This is a genomic window from Mesorhizobium sp. 113-1-2 (genome assembly GCF_016756475.1).
GTDB lineage: Bacteria > Pseudomonadota > Alphaproteobacteria > Rhizobiales > Rhizobiaceae > Mesorhizobium > Mesorhizobium loti_C.
In genome coordinates this window covers 1,358,254-1,373,922 of sequence record NZ_AP023242.1, presented here as the reverse complement: position 1 = coordinate 1,373,922, position 15,669 = coordinate 1,358,254, and the positions used below count along the sequence as shown (strand labels likewise).

18 protein-coding genes and 1 tRNA gene are annotated in these 15,669 nt (G+C 61.8%); 8 read left to right on the top strand and 11 right to left on the bottom strand.

The features are described 5' to 3' along the window. Positions 1 to 168 precede the first annotated feature (168 nt). Complete coding sequence (locus JN279_RS06525) at positions 169 to 1,020, top strand: mechanosensitive ion channel family protein (protein ID WP_096451336.1); 852 nt, start codon at positions 169 to 171, stop codon at positions 1,018 to 1,020. Positions 1,021 to 1,053: 33 nt separating this feature from the next. On the opposite strand, the gene JN279_RS06520 is transcribed toward JN279_RS06525, so the two are convergent. The 5 genes from JN279_RS06520 to obgE all read right to left on the bottom strand — a co-directional run bounded on the left by JN279_RS06520 (position 1,054) and on the right by obgE (position 6,570). Next, entirely contained in the window at positions 1,054 to 2,352 is a 1,299-nt protein-coding gene (locus JN279_RS06520; RefSeq protein WP_202352346.1) for an MFS transporter, read from the bottom strand. Between the two features lie 95 nt (positions 2,353 to 2,447). Next, positions 2,448 to 3,035, bottom strand: coding sequence for a nicotinate-nucleotide adenylyltransferase (locus JN279_RS06515; protein ID WP_096458100.1), 588 nt, complete (start codon positions 3,033 to 3,035; stop codon positions 2,448 to 2,450). 72 nt (positions 3,036 to 3,107) lie between these two features. Then, positions 3,108 to 4,394 carry a glutamate-5-semialdehyde dehydrogenase gene (locus tag JN279_RS06510; protein ID WP_202352345.1) on the bottom strand — a complete coding sequence of 429 codons (1,287 nt, stop codon included), beginning with the start codon at positions 4,392 to 4,394 and terminating at the stop codon, positions 3,108 to 3,110. A 3-nt stretch (positions 4,395 to 4,397) separates the two neighbouring features. Further along, entirely contained in the window at positions 4,398 to 5,534 is a 1,137-nt protein-coding gene (gene proB / locus JN279_RS06505) for a glutamate 5-kinase (RefSeq protein WP_202352344.1), read from the bottom strand. Positions 5,535 to 5,538: 4 nt separating this feature from the next. Further along, positions 5,539 to 6,570, bottom strand: a complete 1,032-nt coding sequence (obgE, locus tag JN279_RS06500) for a GTPase ObgE (protein WP_096451344.1) — start codon at positions 6,568 to 6,570, stop codon at positions 5,539 to 5,541. A gap of 132 nt (positions 6,571 to 6,702) precedes the next feature. Here obgE and JN279_RS06495 point away from each other — a divergent pair, with 132 nt between their 5' ends. Continuing rightward, complete coding sequence (locus tag JN279_RS06495) at positions 6,703 to 7,572, top strand: endonuclease/exonuclease/phosphatase family protein (protein WP_202352343.1); 870 nt, start codon at positions 6,703 to 6,705, stop codon at positions 7,570 to 7,572. Between the two features lie 7 nt (positions 7,573 to 7,579). On the opposite strand, the gene JN279_RS06490 is transcribed toward JN279_RS06495, so the two are convergent. From JN279_RS06490 to JN279_RS06475, 4 genes are all read right to left on the bottom strand, one after another. Further along, complete coding sequence (locus JN279_RS06490) at positions 7,580 to 8,113, bottom strand: GNAT family N-acetyltransferase (protein WP_202352342.1); 534 nt, start codon at positions 8,111 to 8,113, stop codon at positions 7,580 to 7,582. A 21-nt stretch (positions 8,114 to 8,134) separates the two neighbouring features. Then, positions 8,135 to 8,722 (bottom strand): GNAT family N-acetyltransferase, encoded by a 588-nt coding sequence (locus JN279_RS06485; RefSeq protein ID WP_202352341.1) that lies wholly within the window; start codon positions 8,720 to 8,722, stop codon positions 8,135 to 8,137. 117 nt (positions 8,723 to 8,839) lie between these two features. Next, positions 8,840 to 9,109, bottom strand: a complete 270-nt coding sequence (gene rpmA, locus JN279_RS06480) for a 50S ribosomal protein L27 (RefSeq protein ID WP_010912120.1) — start codon at positions 9,107 to 9,109, stop codon at positions 8,840 to 8,842. Positions 9,110 to 9,207: 98 nt separating this feature from the next. Continuing rightward, positions 9,208 to 9,891: a 50S ribosomal protein L21 gene (locus JN279_RS06475; RefSeq protein ID WP_096451350.1), complete on the bottom strand. Its 684-nt coding sequence runs from the start codon at positions 9,889 to 9,891 to the stop codon at positions 9,208 to 9,210. Positions 9,892 to 10,271: 380 nt separating this feature from the next. Here JN279_RS06475 and JN279_RS06470 point away from each other — a divergent pair. The 4 genes from JN279_RS06470 (at position 10,272) to JN279_RS06455 (ending at position 12,769) form a co-directional block, all read left to right on the top strand. Next, positions 10,272 to 10,361, top strand: a tRNA-Ser gene (locus JN279_RS06470). Between the two features lie 70 nt (positions 10,362 to 10,431). Continuing rightward, the gene (locus JN279_RS06465) at positions 10,432 to 10,824 is read left to right on the top strand and encodes a hypothetical protein (protein WP_202352340.1); all 393 of its coding nucleotides are present in this window, start codon (positions 10,432 to 10,434) and stop codon (positions 10,822 to 10,824) included. Between the two features lie 92 nt (positions 10,825 to 10,916). After that, positions 10,917 to 11,855 carry an HNH endonuclease gene (locus tag JN279_RS06460; protein WP_202352339.1) on the top strand — a complete coding sequence of 313 codons (939 nt, stop codon included), beginning with the start codon at positions 10,917 to 10,919 and terminating at the stop codon, positions 11,853 to 11,855. Between the two features lie 362 nt (positions 11,856 to 12,217). After that, positions 12,218 to 12,769 carry a DUF4142 domain-containing protein gene (locus tag JN279_RS06455; RefSeq protein WP_202352338.1) on the top strand — a complete coding sequence of 184 codons (552 nt, stop codon included), beginning with the start codon at positions 12,218 to 12,220 and terminating at the stop codon, positions 12,767 to 12,769. A gap of 60 nt (positions 12,770 to 12,829) precedes the next feature. Here the strand turns inward: JN279_RS06455 and JN279_RS06450 are convergent, their stop codons facing one another. Then, positions 12,830 to 13,771 carry a helix-turn-helix domain-containing protein gene (locus JN279_RS06450; protein WP_202352337.1) on the bottom strand — a complete coding sequence of 314 codons (942 nt, stop codon included), beginning with the start codon at positions 13,769 to 13,771 and terminating at the stop codon, positions 12,830 to 12,832. Between the two features lie 195 nt (positions 13,772 to 13,966). Between JN279_RS06450 and JN279_RS06445 the strand changes: the two genes are divergently transcribed. Then, entirely contained in the window at positions 13,967 to 14,311 is a 345-nt protein-coding gene (locus tag JN279_RS06445) for a hypothetical protein (RefSeq protein ID WP_202352336.1), read from the top strand. Between the two features lie 23 nt (positions 14,312 to 14,334). Here the strand turns inward: JN279_RS06445 and JN279_RS06440 are convergent, their stop codons facing one another. Beyond that, positions 14,335 to 14,619, bottom strand: coding sequence for a hypothetical protein (locus JN279_RS06440; protein ID WP_202352335.1), 285 nt, complete (start codon positions 14,617 to 14,619; stop codon positions 14,335 to 14,337). A 153-nt stretch (positions 14,620 to 14,772) separates the two neighbouring features. On the opposite strand from JN279_RS06440, the gene JN279_RS06435 reads away from it, so the two are divergent. Continuing rightward, positions 14,773 to 15,258, top strand: coding sequence for a hypothetical protein (locus JN279_RS06435; protein WP_202352334.1), 486 nt, complete (start codon positions 14,773 to 14,775; stop codon positions 15,256 to 15,258). The last annotated feature ends 411 nt before the right edge of the window (positions 15,259 to 15,669 follow it).

Genomic DNA, 15,669 nt, shown 5'->3' with positions numbered 1-15,669 from the left:
AAGCAGGTGACACCACTTAGATAGGCAGAGTTCCCTGACAGTTTCAAGACGCAGTCCCAACTCACGCGAACTCGCCGGTTGCCCACTTGTTCCACATGGCGGGCAAAAAGATCGGAACCCGGGCGTCTGGCATGGGTTATCGGCTGACCGACCAACCGGAATCCAGCCATGCCGATCGACCCGCAAAACACCCTTCTCACCGTCCAGGCCGGCCTGGCACAGCTCAGCACGTTGATCGTCTCCTATTCCTTCTCGGCTATCGGCGCGATCATCCTGCTGGTTGTCGGCTACCTCGTCGCCGGCCTCGCCGAGCGTTCGATCTTCGCCGGCCTCGGCCATATCCATGGTTTTGATGCGACGCTGCGGCATTTCTTTTCCAAGATCGTCCGCTACGCCATCCTGATCCTCGTCGTCATCATGGTGCTCGGCCAGTTCGGCGTGCAGACCGCCTCGATCATCGCCGCGATCGGCGCCATCGGTCTTGCCATTGGCCTGGCGCTGCAAGGCACGCTGCAGAACATCGCCGCCGGCATCATGCTGCTGGCGCTGCGGCCGTTCCGCATCGGCGAATCCGTCGAGGTCGGCGTCATATCAGGCTCGATCGAGGAAATCGGCCTGTTCGCCACCAGGCTCAGGACCGCCGACGGCGTCTACATCCTGGCGCCCAATTCGACGCTGTGGAACCAGCCGGTGCGCAACTTTTCGCGCAATGGCGTGCGCCGCGCCGACATCAGCTTGAGCATCGGCTCGTGGAACGACATCGACGGCGCGCAGAAGACACTGCTTGCCATTGCCGCTGCCGAGAATCGCATTCGTCGCGAACCAGCGCCGATCGCCTTCGTGGCCAGCCTCGGCGACACGACCGTTTCGCTCACCCTGCGCTATTGGACCGCGGCCGCCGACTACTTCTCCACGAACATCGACATGACGAAACGCGCCAAGCAGGCTTTCGACAGCGCGGGCATCTCCATCCCGCTACCGCCACCGGAAGCGCCGGTGACCGAGGCCCGCAAGCAGTAGGGCAATTCAGCCCAGACCGCGAAAAAAAGGACTTCAGTCCTTGACCCGGCCTTGCGGTTCGTCGGTGGTGAAGGCGAGTTCGACGGGCAAGGGCGCCTGCGCCGACATCGGCGTGAAACTGCCCGTAGCGGTTGCCGGGACCGGCCGAGCCGCTATTACCCGCCATAGCACGAACAGGCAAAACAGCGCGGCGATGATGATCCCGACATAGATGAACGTCGCGGTGCCGAAAACCACCGAAAGCGCCGTGACGATGCCCGGCACAACGAAGCCGGCCAGCGACCAGGCAAACAGCATCGAACTCGACAGGGCGAGAAGCTCATCCTTCTTGGCGCGGTCAGCGGCATGTGCGCTTGAGAGGGAATAGATCGATTCCGCCGCACCGTCCCAGATCAGGTAGATCACCACCAGGACCATCAGCGCACCGCCGTCGAACACGATGGCAAGCACGCTGGCGACAATCGCCAGCATCGCGGCGCCGGCGAGCACGAAGCGCCGATCCGTGCGGTCCGAAATCCAGCCAAGAGGGATCTGCAGGATCAGCGTTCCAACCGGCATCGCCGACAGAAGCAGCGCGACGTCACCTTGCGTGTAGCCCTTGGCGGTGGCGTGTATGGGCGCAAAGCCCGAGATGATCATCGACAAGCCACCGACCGCCAGCATACCGGCGACCCCAACAGGCGAAATGCGCCATGCTTGCCGCAACGCGACAGAAGCCGCCTGCGGCGCTGGCGGCTGAGCAAGGCGGGTCATGCCGACGGGCAGGATCGACAAGGCCGTAAAGGTGATGCCGATCAGAGAGGCTGCGGCGGTGTGGATGTCGACGATCGCAAGTGTCGCATAGCCGACACCCAACCCGGCAACGTAGGAGACGTAGAATACCGCCATAACCCGCCCGCGTATGGCATTGGGGAGCGCGTCGTTGAGCCAGCTCTGCGCGACGATGAACAGGCCGCATATGGCAAAACCGTAAAGGGCGCGCGCGCCGATCCACAATAGGGGATGCGGCCCGGCGCCGATGGCCGCGTTGGAAAGCGCGATCAGCGCCGACAGCACCATGAAGGCGCGGGCGTGGCCGACCCGGCGCACCAGTGGTCCGGTGAGGATACAGCCGGCAAGGCCGCCGGCCGAAAGCCCGGTGACGATCAGCCCGGCCCAGGTCGGATCGAAGCCTTCGACACCAAGCCGGACCGGGATGTAGGCGAACATCAGCCCGTTGCCGATGGCGATCAGCGCCATCGACACGATGACGCTGGCAATCGCGATCAGCGGCGTCGCCGCGCTGCCATGCTCCGGCTCGATCGTAGGTTGGGTTTTGGTTTGAATTGCCATTTCAGGTCAGCATCGCCGATCGGCTGGGCACGCGCCGCTGTAAAAACGACATGGCCGGACGGCTGAAACGCTGGCGCTTCCCTTAGCGGAGAAGCTTACCCCTTCGCCATCTTCCGGATCGCGCTCGACGACAGCGACGAGCGCGGGCCGTGGATGAAAGTCCAGGCCGGCGCCTGCATGCGGGCAAGCAGCGGCGCGTCGCCTTCGTCGATGCGGGCATAATCGAAGGTCTTGGCGACGACCGACGACAGGAACGACAGCGTCGCGCCCGGCCGGTCGATGACCGCGATCGGGAAGGTCAGCACGATCTCGCGCCAGCGCTGCCAGCGGTGGAAGTCGCGCAAACTGTCCGCCCCCATGATCCAGACGAACTCCACGCCGGGGTTGCGCGCCTTGACCAAAGCCAGCGTGTCGGCGGTGTAGCGCACATGATGCGCCGCCTCGAAGGCGGTGACCTTGATCTTCGGGTTCCTGGCGATCTTCTCCGACAGCTGCAGCCGTTCAGTCAGCGGCGCCAACTCGCGCGTGCTCTTCAGCGGATTGCCCGGCGTCACCATCCACCACAGCTGGTCGAGCGCCAGGCGCCGCAGTGCAATTTCGGCGACCAGCGCATGGCCAGCATGCGGCGGGTTGAACGAGCCACCGAACAGGCCGACCGTCAGCCCTTTTTCGGCATGAGGCATCTTCAGGTAACGGGAGGGGACCGCCGGTTCGGAAGATGCCAGCATCGCCTCAGGCTCTAGCGACAAAAAGCGTCAAGGCCTCACCTGTCCCGACCCGCGCACGCGGTATTTGAACGAGGTCAGCTGCTCGACGCCGACCGGCCCGCGCGCATGCATCTTGCCGGTGGCGATGCCGATCTCGGCGCCCATGCCGAACTCGCCGCCATCGGCGAATTGCGTCGAGGCATTGTGCAGCAGGATCGCCGAATCGATCTCGTTGAAGAACCGCTCCACCGCCTTCGCATCCTCGGCGATGATCGCCTCGGTATGATGCGATGAAAACGTCTCGATGTGCTCGATCGCACCACCGATGCCGTCGACCAGCTTCACCGCGATGATGGCGTCGAGATATTCCGTCACCCAGTCGGCATCGGTCGCCGGCTTGGCGTCGAAAAACACCTTCAGCACCTCGGCATCGGCATGGATCTCGCAGCCGGCGGCGCGCAAAGCATCGAGGATCGGCACCAGATGGGTTGATACCACCGCACGGTCGACCAGCAGCGTCTCGGCGGCACCGCAGACCCCGGTGCGCCGCATCTTGGCGTTGACGGCGATCTTCACCGCCATGTCGAGATTGGCCGACCCGTCGATATAGAGATGGCAGATGCCTTCGAGATGGGCAAAGACCGGCACCCGCGCTTCGCTCTGCACCCGCCCGACCAGGCTCTTGCCGCCGCGCGGGATGATGACGTCGAGCGTGCCGCCGAGGCCCTTGAGCATCTCGCCGACGGCGGCGCGGTCGGTGGTCGGCACCAGTTGGATGGCGTCTTCCGGCAAGCCGGCGGCCTTCAGCCCCTCGACCAGGCAGGCATGGATGGCGGCGGACGAATTGAGCGAGTCCGAACCGCCGCGCAGGATCACCGGATTGCCGGCCTTGAGGCAGAGCGCACCGGCATCGGCGGTGACGTTGGGCCGGCTCTCATAGATGACGCCGACGACACCGAGCGGCGTGCGCACGCGCTCGATCTGCAGACCGTTCGGCCGCTCCCAGGCAGCGATGACATCGCCGACCGGATCCTTGAGTTCGGCGATTTCACGGATGCCGTCAGCCATGGCGCGGATGCGCGCCGGATTGAGCTTCAGTCGGTCCATGAAGGAGCCGGAAAGCCCGGACTCGTGGCCATTAGACACATCGATGGCATTGGCGTCGAGGATGTCCTGCTCACGGGAAATGATCGCGTCGGCCATGGCGACAAGCGCGCCATTCTTGGCGGCAGTGGCGGCGATGGCCAGCGGTCGGGCAGCGGCGCGAGCACGGCGGCCGATATCGGCCATCAGCGCCACGGTGTCGTCTCCGGATTTTTCATGCAGCTTCAGCATGGCTCATCCTCCGCTTATGTCGCCTCCAGAGTGACTCACCACGAGATCGTCGCGGTGGATCATCGCCGAACGCGCTTCGTAACCGAGCACGGTTTCGATCTCGGCCGTCTTCAGGCCTGCGATCCTTACGGCATCGGCGGCATCATAGGCAACCAGCCCGCGCGCGATCTCGCGGCCCTCGGGCGACAGGATCGCCACCGTATCGCCGCGCGAGAAATTGCCGCTGACCAGCTTGACGCCGGCCGGCAGCAGCGATTTGCCCGATGTCAGCGCGCCGACAGCGCCGGCATCGACGGTCAGCCGGCCGGCCGGTTCGAGCTGGCCGGCGATCCAGGTCTTGTAGCCTTTCACCGGATTGGCGCTCGGCTTGAAGAAGGTGGCGCGCTCGCCGCGCTCGATCGCCATCAATGGCGACAGCCGCGTGCCCGAGGTGATGATCATCGCCGTGCCGGCGGCGGTGGCGATCTTGCCGGCATCGAGTTTTGTCCGCATGCCGCCGCGCGACAGCTCGGAGGCGGCCGCCCCCGCCATCGCCTCGATATCAGGCGTGATGCGGTCGACCACCGGAATGAATTTTGCTCCTGGATCCTTGGCCGGCGGCGCCGTGTAGAGCCCGTCAATGTCGGACAGCAGCACCAGAAGATCGGCGCCCATCATCGTCGCCACCCGCGCGGCCAGCCGGTCATTGTCGCCATAGCGGATTTCGGAGGTGGCGACCGTGTCGTTCTCGTTGATGACCGGCACCGCCTTCATCTTGAGCAGCGTCGAGATCGTCGCGCGCGCATTGAGATAGCGGCGTCGCTCCTCGGTATCGCCAAGCGTCAGCAGGATCTGGCCCGATTTCAGCGCACCCTTGCCGAGCGCATCCGACCAGGCGCCGGCCAGCGCAATCTGTCCGACGGCGGCAGCCGCCTGGCTCTCCTCGAGCTTCAGCGCCCGCTTGCCGAGGCCAAGAATGGTGCGGCCAAGCGCGATGGCGCCGGAGGAGACGACGAGGATTTCGGCGCCGCCCTGGGCAAGCACCGCGATGTCGTCGGCGAGCGAGTCCAGCCAGTCGCGCTTCAGGCCGCTCGCGCGGTCGACGAGCAGCGCCGAGCCGATCTTGACGGTGATGCGCCGGTATTTCTTCAGCGACTGCATGGCCTTACTTTTCCCAGCGCGTCTCGACCACGGGCGCGGCCTCCGCGCGCGCCTCGGCAATCACCGTCATCAGTGCCCGCAGCACGGCCTCGACCCCTTCGCCGGTGACGGCGGACAGAAGCATCGGCGCGCGGCCGGCCGCGCGCTTCAGCGAGGCGACCTTCTTCTTGCGTTCATCGGCATCGAGCGTATCGACCTGCGAAAGTGCCAGTATCTCGACCTTCTCGACCAACCCATTGCCATAGGCATCGAGCTCGGCGCGCACGGTCTTGTAGGCCTTGCCCGGATTTTCCTCCTGCGCCGAGACCAGGTGCAGCAGCACGCGTGTGCGCTCGACGTGGCCGAGGAAGCGGTCGCCGATGCCGACGCCCTCATGCGCGCCTTCGATAAGGCCCGGAATATCGGCGATGACGAATTCGCGCGCATCGATGCGGGCAACGCCGAGGCCGGGATGCAGTGTCGTGAACGGATAGTCGGCGATCTTCGGCTTGGCGGCGGTGACAGCGGCGAGAAATGTCGACTTGCCGGCATTGGGCAGCCCGACCAGCCCGGCATCGGCGATCAGCTTCAGCCGCAGCCAGATGTTGAGCTCCTCGCCGGGAAGGCCGGGATTGGCGCGGCGCGGCGCCTGGTTGGTCGAGGTCTTGAAATGCTGGTTGCCGAAGCCGCCATTGCCGCCCTTGGCGAGCAGGAAGCGCTGGCCGACCACGGTGAGGTCGCAGATCAGCGTCTCATTGTCTTCCTCGAACACCTGGGTTCCGGCCGGCACTTTCAGCGTGACGTCGGCGCCCTTGGCGCCGGTCATGTTGCGGCCCATGCCATGGACGCCGGTCTTGGCCTTGAAATGCTGCTGGTAGCGATAATCGATCAGCGTGTTCAACCCATCCACCGCTTCCAGCCAGACATCGCCGCCACGCCCGCCGTCGCCGCCATCCGGCCCACCGAACTCGATAAACTTCTCGCGCCGGAACGACACCGAACCGGCGCCTCCGTCACCCGAGCGGACATAGACCTTGGCTTGATCGAGAAATTTCATGGGATTGCAGTTTCTTTTATTGGCCTTGCGGCATTGCTCTAAACCTTGGGCCTTGCTCTAAACCAAGGCGCGGCCAAGGGCGAGGCCGTTTTGTGACAATGGCCGCTTGGGGTCGGCCGGAGAAATCTTGCTATGAAGCTTGTAACCTATAACATCCAATACGGCATTGGGCTTGATGGGCAATACGACGTCGCGCGCATTGCCGACGCGGTGCGCGGCGCCGACGTGATCGCGCTGCAGGAGGTCACCCGCAACAATCCGAGGAACGGTGGACGCGACATGGTCGCCGAGATCGGCGAAGCGCTGCCCGATTATTTCGCCGTCTATGGCAGCAATTTCGAGGCCAATATCGGCTCGCGCATCGAGAACGGCCGCGCCATCACCACCACCTTCCAGCTCGGCAACATGATGCTGTCGAAGTCGCCCATTCATCTGTCGCGCAATCTGCTTTTGCCGCGCAGCCGCAGCTTCGAGATGATGAACTTCCAGCGCGGCGCGCTGGAAGCACTGATCGAGACGCCGCTTGGCTTCATCCGCTTCTATTCCATCCATCTCGATCACCGCAGCCCGGTCGAACGCGCCAGCCAGATCCAGTTCCTGCGCCGCCGCCTGTTGAACTATGCGCTCGAAGGCGGCGCGCTGTCCGGCGTCGCCGAGATCGGCCTGCCGGAATTGCCGCACCCCGAGGCGTTTGTCGCCATGGGCGATTTCAACATGCTGGCCGGCTCGCCCGAATATGTCGAACTGGCCGGCCGGTCGGACCACCAGTTCGGCATGCCGCTGACCGCCGATTTCGCCGTCGATGCCGCCGTGCGCCTGAACGTCACTGGCGACGATCTCGTCAGTTGGGTCGACCCCAAGGACCCGGCAAACACCAGCCGCCACAAGCGTATCGACTACGTCTTCACGAGCGCCTCGCTTGCCCGGTCGTTGCAGCGCCTGTGGGTCGACCACAAGGCAACCGGTTCGGACCATCTGCCGGTGTGGGCCGAACTGGGCTGACGGCTGTTCATCCGGCTGCGTTTTCGCGTTCGACGATCGCCATCATGATCGTATCGCCGTATTGCCCGTCGATACGGATAGCGTCGCGCTGCACACCCTCCCTGACAAACCCGACCTTGTCGTAAAGAGCGATGGCGCGGGCATTGTCGGCATGCACGGACAGCTCGACGCGGACAAAGCCGGCCTTGCGTGCCTGCGCCAAGGTCTCATTGATAAGCCGCAGTCCGAGGCCACGCCCGCGATGGGAGGCAACAATTCCCATTCCGAGGGAGCCGCGATGGGCGTGGATGAGCCGGTCATGGCGTGAGATATCGCACCAACCGACAACCCCGCCGCGAACAATGGCGACGAAACCTGGATCGCCTGCCGCGAGACGGTCCAATACGAATCGCCTGACTTGATCCAGCGGTGGCGCCTCGAGGAAGGACAGGTACTTCCGCTCACGCGCAACGAGATCAAGCGCGCGATGAAAGCTTTCGATGTGACCAGGCGTTATCGGCGCGATCGCGATCGTTTCAATATCGTTGCTGTCATCGACCATTGGCTTGACCGGCGCCATCCATCAAAAGTGGACCCAGTTGCGCAGGCTGATCCACGTCTTGCGATCCAGCCTGTAGCGCTCGACCGGCACCTGGCCGGCGACGATCGAGTTCAGCATGCCCTGGCCGGCGTACTGGAAGCCGCACTTGTGGATCACCCGGCGCGAGGCCGGATTGATGACCCGCGTCGAGGCATGCAGCACCTGGACCGACGTCTTCTGGAAGGCGAGGTCGACCAGCGCGTGGGCGGCCTCCGTCGCATAGCCGCGCTTCCAGTAGGGTTCGCCGATCCAGTAGCCGAGCTCCAGCCCGCGATCGGTGGTGTTGAGCCCGGCGCAGCCGACAAACGCGTCGGTGCCGGCCAGCGTCAAGGCATAGGCGATGCCGGAGCGGCGCGACCTTGTCATGGCCAGGAAAGCGCGCGCCTCGGCCTCGCCATAGGGGTGCGGCATGCGCGCCAGCATTTCGGCGACATGACGGTTGTCGGCAAGCTCGACCAGTTGCGCGATGTCGCTCTCGCGCGGCGCCCGCATCACCAGCCGCTCGGTGACCAGCACCGGGCAGTCTATCGCGTAACTTTCGTCTTCTGAGTCTTCCGCTTCGGCAACCATTTCAAAGTCCTCCAGGCAAGAAAAAAGGGAGATGGAAACCCATCTCCCCTGATCCTTTTCCTGGCGTTGCCAGACACCGGTCCCGAGATGGGCGCCGGTGTTCTAGAGCGGAACCGGCTACTCCGCGGCTTTGGTAATCGGGTTGACCGATACGTAGGTTCGGCCGTTGGCTTTTTTGTTGAACGTCACGGCGCCGGATTCGAGCGCAAAAAGGGTATGGTCCGTGCCCATGCCGACATTGACGCCGGGATGCCAGGTCGTGCCGCGTTGACGAATGATGATGTTGCCCGGGATGACGGCTTCGCCGCCGAACTTCTTCACGCCCAGACGCTTGGAATGCGAGTCGCGACCGTTGCGCGACGAGCCGCCAGCTTTCTTGTGTGCCATCTAACTAACTCCGTTGCGCCGCAAGGCGCCTAAAAGGCCTTATGAACGCGTTCGCGTTCCGTTTCAAGTCCGATCCGGCGGATGTTTCGCCGGAAAAATTACTTCTTCGCCAGTTCCTTGGCCTGTTCACGCCAGTCCTTGATCTGGTCGGCGCTGAACGGCATGTGTTCGTCGATCTTGGCGACATCCTTGTCGGTCAGCTTGGCGAGCTGCGCGAAGGTGATGATGCCCTGCTCGTTAAGATCCTTGGCGGCGACCGGGCCGATGCCCTTGATCACGGTCAGGTCGTCCGGCTCGCCCTTCGGCGCCTTGAACAGCGGCGCGGCGGCCGTCTCGGCCGTCACTTCTGCCTTGGGGGCAGCTTCCTTCTTGGCCTTGGCTTCCTTCGGCGCGGCCTCGGCCTTCGCCTCGGCGGCAACCTCAGCCTTGGCTTCCGCCTTCACGGCGGCCTTCTTGGCAGGCTTCGCGCCACCCAGCAGGATCTCGGCGATCCGCACGGTGGTCAGAAGCTGGCGATGGCCGATCTTGCGGCGCGAATTCTGGCGGCGGCGCTTCTTGAAAGCGATGACCGTGCGGTTCTTGCCCTGCTCGACGACTTCGGCGGTGACCAGAGCGCCATCGACGAACGGCGCGCCGAACGTGACATTCTCGCCCTCGCCATGCGCGAGCACGTGGCCGATCTCGACGATATCGCCGACATTGGCTTCGACTTTTTCGATCTTCAGGAGATCGTTGGCGGCAACGCGATACTGCTTACCGCCCGTTTTAATGACTGCGAACATTTTTTGCCTTTCGCTGTTCGGTCGGCCTCGATGAACCGCCTGAGGCGGTTCGGCCGTCTTTTTGTCAGTCTGCGGGTTCAAAAAACAAGCGGCGCGGAAGAACCCTCCACGCCGATTGCGCGCTGTCCCTAACCGAAGGTTGAGGTGGAGTCAAGGCAACAGCCGTTGCCGAGAGGCGGGCAACCACTGATCGCGTCAACATGACTGCCGGCGTCACCGTCGCTTGGCGGCGAGGCGTGGACGGCCGTGGACCCCGGCATGGACCTGCCATGAATCCGCTGCCTCTCCGGCAAGCCAAATAACTGGTGGATTTGGCCTTGTAACCTGCCCGATCAGCCGTTATCTAGTGCGCCGCGCCGGCGACGGCCGACCATGACCGCGGAGAGGTGGCAGAGTGGTCGAATGCACCGCACTCGAAATGCGGCATGGGTGCAAGCCCATCGGGGGTTCGAATCCCTCCCTCTCCGCCATTCAGCATTGAAATTATTATGTTTTCTTGATTTTCGGTGCGCTTACGTACAAGACTGCGGACAGCTCTAGATGCCCACACTCAGCGACAGCTACGAAGTTATCGGGCGCATCCTCGCAAAGCTTATCCTGAATGGCCTTCGCCGGCAGGAGTTGGAAGCAAAGCCTATCTACTCAGAAAATTACCCGACTGGCGACGATGTGCATCATTTCGTCGACGTCATGGAGTGGCTCCGCGCCGAGGGCCTGGTAACAGTCTTGTCTCAAAATATAGCCGGCGGCTACTTTGGTGCCCAGTTGACCGCCAAGGGTATCGTCGCAATCGAGAAAGGCTCATTCAACGGGTCGTCCTCGATCCGTGAAACGGTCGAGGCAAGGCCGGGCGGCCTGACATCCGACAACTACGGCAAGATCGGTTCCTTTGTCGGAGGTCTGATCGGCGGCTTCGCCCAATCGGCGCAATAACAATCACGGCGACGGCGACTGCGAACGGCTGTGTCTTTTGAGAGTTCTTCGACCTCGACCTTGGGCGCCGCGATATTCGAGCTGTTGCACCTATGAAATTGCCCCGACCCCATACCTCAGCGAGGACATTCGATCCCCCCGAACGATGTATTTATTGCGGGAAGCCAGGCGGGGAGGAGGGCCTCCGAGATGAGCATATCATTCCGGACGGACTTGGTGGGAGGTTGGTGTACGCCAAAGCAAGCTGTCATGCATGCGAGAAAATCACGTCGGCTTTCGAGGGGCGCATTATAAGTCAGGCCTATGGCGACACTCGCGCTATCCTGGGCTTGCGGCGTGGCAACGGCCGAAAATGGCCAGATGAATTCAACGTCCAGGTCACGCGCGAAGCAGAGAAGATTGATGTCGCTGTTAAGGGCGACGAGCTGCCAGCTGCGGTTTGGCTGACGTGCCTAAACCATCGACCTCTTATCCTCGACAACAAACCAGTCAGCGGAAATGTGAAGGTCGATCTAGCACTGTGGTCTCCACTGAAGGACTACCAAGATCGGCTCGCCGCTTTAGGGCCTGGAACCGTTTCCGTGGCGAAACGCTACCGCTTCGACGAATTCTTTCGCTTCATAAACAGAATTGCCTTCGCCTATGCACATGCCTCTTTGAGAGGGAAATTTTCGCCGCTGACGGTCGAGTACATCCTTCGAGATCGGGGCAAGTGGATCACGAGGTATATCGGCGGCGATATCATCGGTCGACCTGACGATGCCTCCCACGACATCCATGAACTCTACCTAGCCCAAATCAAAGCCCACGGGCTTACCTATGTCGCGGTTCGAGTTCACCTCTTTGCGCTGAATGATTTTCCGGCCTATGTGGTGATCGTCGGAACCGAGAACGCGGAAACAGAACAGCCAACTGGCGCTGCCCACGATGTGAAAGACCCGGGCTCCTGGACCAAAGTGAATTTTGAACGATTTCGAGCTGAGACCGTCCCTCACCCCAGGGTTCGCTTTCGCCGAGTGCCGGACGAATGAGAAATCCGCCCCGAGGTCCTCTGAAAAGGTTGTAGCGAGGGTGCCTGGCGGGCTGGACTACGCGAGCCCTGCCGATCTTATCAGACTGCAACAAGGGGGCTTCATGCGGATAGTGATTTGCTTCGGCTTTGTTCTCGTGGGAACGGCCAACTCATTGGCTCAATCATTTCGTGCTCGATTGGCCACCAGCCTGCGTTGGCTATGACGAAAAGGTCGTTCCACGTCCTCTAGTCAAGGCTTCCTCGACACAAGAGCTGAAACGTCCAAAACGCGACTAAACCGTGCAATCCCGACTTTGCCTCCAGTCGATAGCATTTCGTCGTGTCCAATGCAGCGGCACTCAAAACGAAGGAGGAATAGCCATGCTTATTAATCGTCGCCGCGTTCTCGAAGTCGCGGCCGCACTTCCGATCATTTCGGTCGCGTCGTCTATCACAGCCTCGGCGGCATCCGCAGCGGCCTTCGACTTCTCCAGCATCAAGACTGTCAAGCAATTTGGTGCCGAAGTCATAGGCCGCGCTGACCTATCGCGAGCGGCCTGTGAGGTCGCGCTGAAAAAGGCGACGCGTGCCGATGCCAAGGAGTTCGCCGGCTTCGAGCTAAAGGAGGCCGAGACAGTCATCGCTGTGTTGAAGGAACTTGGAACCCCGTTGCCTCCGATGGGCGACGCCGCGAAAAGCGCGCTCGAACACATCGCCGGTTCGGCGGCAGGCACTGCGTTTGACACAGCCTATATCGGGGCAGAGTACGAAAACCATGCCTTCTTGCGCGACTTAGCGGAAGCCTATCTGAAGAATTCTGACCCGTCGGACCCATCTGAACAGCATGGGCGCCAGCTCGCGACCGTCGCACATTGGGCTTTCTGGGAACATACTGCTCTCACTCAGCGAATCGCCCGCGAATTGGCGGCCTAGGACACCGCTTCAGCCGGCGTCTCATCATTGCCGAGCGCGTTTGAGTACGCGCTCGGCGACCTATAGATTTCGCGCTCGCCGCCATGTGGCTGGGCTGGTCCCTACGAGACGCACAAAGACGCGGGTGAAATGGCTTTGGTCCGAAAAACCACAACTCAGAGCCACTTCCGCGAGAGTGGTTTTTTCGTTAATCATCGCCGACTTAGCACGTTCAACGCGGCGGTACAGAAGCCATTGATGCGGCGCCAGGCCGGTGGTCTTGCAAAAAGCCTTCGAAAAATAGCTCACTGACAATTTACACGCCGCTGCCACGTCTTTCAGTGGCAACTGGCCTGTAAGGTCACTCTCGAGCAGCTCGATTGCCAATCGTGCCTGCCACGGCGCCAACCCGCCACGATGCTGCAGGGATCGCGGCTTTAGCCCGCCATAAGTTTGCGCCAAATGAACTGCGGCCGCCATCATCAGATGGTCAAGAAAAAGTCGGTTCGTTTCCTCTGGCGCCTTAATTGCCGCACGCACGGTACCGATGAGCCCGCGAATGACGTCGTCATCGATGGGCTGCGCGGGGACATAGGCAAGCTCGCTGATTGATCGCGCTTCTAGGTCTTCGGCCACCGTGTTGAAAGTAGCGCGAGGGATGTAGAAATGAACCGTATGATGCGGCCCCATTATGATAGCGTTGGGCTTTCGCTGGAGGTCGCGGAGGATGGTGTGTCCCGCCCGAAGCGTTCCTACTATGCCGGGCCGTCCGTCCTCCCACGATATATGGTTGGGATAGTCCTGTAGCTGCGTTTGGACGAGAAACGCATCTTCCGGGGGAACAGGTACGCTAGGCTCGGGCTTATGGCAGTATCCGGACGTTTCGGTGTAAGCAATTTCTCCAGTACGCAGCGAGCCTGTTTTAAAAATGCTAGCCTTTGCAAGCTTGAAATAGCTCGCAAATCGATCGCCATAAGCGCCGGCAGCAGGCAGCCGTGATTCTAGGTCGGTAGATCCTTTCATGGGGTTGCGCGCCTGCAATTTGAGGATGCCCTAAAGGATCGATGCTCCAAAAATGCACTGCACTGGGTTCCGTCGCATTATGAGCACCGCTGTGCCGTCCAAGCAATACGTGTTCCCCGCATCGCACGCGAGATATTGCCAGACGGTCGGCACCGCTATTGAGCGGTCGTCCTCTCGGAAGTCCTGCAGTGCAGCATGGCGCAAGTCCTCTTCCCCGCGCAAGTGCTTCACGCGGCCAATCAGTCCCGGCTTTACCCATTGTGTCGCCGCGCGCTTCATGCCCTTTGGCGGCGGCCCAGCGTGCTCCTGGACGCTCTTCCAAAGTCGGTCGCGGATCGCGCCGCGCGAATTGATGAAGGCCGATCCCACGTAGCGGCCCGTCGCCCGATCAGCCATCAACGCAAAGGCCGGCTTCCCGGCCTCACGCTCGACGCCGAGCAGATCGTATTCGTCGACCGAGTATCGCGCGAGTTGTGGGCGGTGTTGAATGTGGGAGCGGCGGCGCTCTTTGACCTTGCCGCATACCGTCAAAAGACCTGACGGTAGAGGGGTTGGTTGCCGTCTCAACCCATACGACGCTTAAGATGACCACCCGCCACGGCAGCTACCACACCGCCGGTAAGTATGTTTTGAAGGCGCGTCGTCCCATCCGGGCTGAGCCAATGCCAAGCGTCCGGGGTGACGACGTGATAGAACCAGGTAGCGCCAGCCAATAGAATGCAGATCGAAAACAACCACAGGCCACAAATGGCGGCGCGCTCAAAGTGATCCCGAAAATTCTCGTTACGACGATGTTCGAGGTTGGCCTGACGAGAGGCGATTTCCTCGGCGGACTCCCTCTCCGCCATTGATTTCCTATATGCCTGATATTTAACGTTTTTTTCGTGCTGACTGGCTTCTTTCGCCGTGCATCAGCGCACATGTCACGTGACAAAAATCCGACTATGGCCGATAAATAATTGGATCTCTCAGGGGACCATCCTGCGGAGGACCGTTTCGATATGCGCTCCGCGCGCAATCCAACAGTGTCCGGCCGCTCCTTGGATCGGCTGTTCACAACGGGTGACAAGATGATCGGGCGAACTATAGCGGCTGCCTTTGCAATTGCGGTTTCCCTTTCGCCTGCGCATGCGCGACTAGAGCATCGTCTACCGAGCGGTTATAAATGGGGCCGCTGCCTGCTTACTGTTCACGGTCAGACCCGCATATCCGGAAAATGCTACTACCAAATCGAGAAGGGCGGCGATTTCAATATCCAGGGGCCCCGGCAAGTTTTTGCGGGGATCGACTATCCTGACACGCACAGTGGGGCTGGTGAAATGTCCCGGGATTACTGGGCGGTTGTCTACAAGGACGGAGATTCCTGGACGGGCTACTCGAACTCGGAGATTGACGAAACGCACGCCGACGAACTCGATTGGGGTGAGCTTCGCCGCGAAGGCGCATGCTATGTTGGCAAGGACGTCCGGGTTTGCCTCTGGCACTAGCCATTCGCCTCCTGACTGGCGGATTCATCTCCTGGTACCCCACTGCACGACCCCAGCCGGAATTACCCTGCCGTCCCCGATTGCTCCTTGCCGCCGCGCCGGCTCCTCGGCGGCACACTGTCCAACGGGCATGATTTGCTGGAGCAGCATCGGGACCGAGGCTTTCAAAGTGACTTTCGCGGACTTCGCCGGTTCACGAGATCTTGATGACTCGTCTGGCGCTGATCACGCACAGCAATGGCGCAAGGGTGAAGGCGGTAAACAGCCAGCTGGCAGCACCGCGCGATAGCTTACTTCGACAAACCGGTAGCTTAGCAAGATGACCCCGCTATCGCGCCGGGTTTTCCCCGTGCCGCGGAACTTGCACCAGTGCAGCGTCGAGAATGCGCTCAATGTGGAGCGGAAAACAGC

What these genes read in the sequence shown, in the direction of transcription:
- JN279_RS06525 (WP_096451336.1), top strand. Translation starts at nt 169, where the DNA reads ATGCCGATCGACCCGCAAAACACCCTTCTCACCGTCCAGGCCGGCCTG.
- JN279_RS06520 (WP_202352346.1), bottom strand. Translation starts at nt 2,352, where the DNA reads ATGGCAATTCAAACCAAAACCCAACCTACGATCGAGCCGGAGCATGGC.
- JN279_RS06515 (WP_096458100.1), bottom strand. Translation starts at nt 3,035, where the DNA reads ATGCCTCATGCCGAAAAAGGGCTGACGGTCGGCCTGTTCGGTGGCTCG.
- JN279_RS06510 (WP_202352345.1), bottom strand. Translation starts at nt 4,394, where the DNA reads ATGCTGAAGCTGCATGAAAAATCCGGAGACGACACCGTGGCGCTGATG.
- proB (WP_202352344.1), bottom strand. Translation starts at nt 5,534, where the DNA reads ATGCAGTCGCTGAAGAAATACCGGCGCATCACCGTCAAGATCGGCTCG.
- obgE (WP_096451344.1), bottom strand. Translation starts at nt 6,570, where the DNA reads ATGAAATTTCTCGATCAAGCCAAGGTCTATGTCCGCTCGGGTGACGGA.
- JN279_RS06495 (WP_202352343.1), top strand. Translation starts at nt 6,703, where the DNA reads ATGAAGCTTGTAACCTATAACATCCAATACGGCATTGGGCTTGATGGG.
- JN279_RS06490 (WP_202352342.1), bottom strand. Translation starts at nt 8,113, where the DNA reads ATGGTCGATGACAGCAACGATATTGAAACGATCGCGATCGCGCCGATA.
- JN279_RS06485 (WP_202352341.1), bottom strand. Translation starts at nt 8,722, where the DNA reads ATGGTTGCCGAAGCGGAAGACTCAGAAGACGAAAGTTACGCGATAGAC.
- rpmA (WP_010912120.1), bottom strand. Translation starts at nt 9,109, where the DNA reads ATGGCACACAAGAAAGCTGGCGGCTCGTCGCGCAACGGTCGCGACTCG.
- JN279_RS06475 (WP_096451350.1), bottom strand. Translation starts at nt 9,891, where the DNA reads ATGTTCGCAGTCATTAAAACGGGCGGTAAGCAGTATCGCGTTGCCGCC.
- JN279_RS06465 (WP_202352340.1), top strand. Translation starts at nt 10,432, where the DNA reads ATGCCCACACTCAGCGACAGCTACGAAGTTATCGGGCGCATCCTCGCA.
- JN279_RS06460 (WP_202352339.1), top strand. Translation starts at nt 10,917, where the DNA reads ATGAAATTGCCCCGACCCCATACCTCAGCGAGGACATTCGATCCCCCC.
- JN279_RS06455 (WP_202352338.1), top strand. Translation starts at nt 12,218, where the DNA reads ATGCTTATTAATCGTCGCCGCGTTCTCGAAGTCGCGGCCGCACTTCCG.
- JN279_RS06450 (WP_202352337.1), bottom strand. Translation starts at nt 13,771, where the DNA reads ATGAAAGGATCTACCGACCTAGAATCACGGCTGCCTGCTGCCGGCGCT.
- JN279_RS06445 (WP_202352336.1), top strand. Translation starts at nt 13,967, where the DNA reads ATGGCGCAAGTCCTCTTCCCCGCGCAAGTGCTTCACGCGGCCAATCAG.
- JN279_RS06440 (WP_202352335.1), bottom strand. Translation starts at nt 14,619, where the DNA reads ATGGCGGAGAGGGAGTCCGCCGAGGAAATCGCCTCTCGTCAGGCCAAC.
- JN279_RS06435 (WP_202352334.1), top strand. Translation starts at nt 14,773, where the DNA reads ATGCGCTCCGCGCGCAATCCAACAGTGTCCGGCCGCTCCTTGGATCGG.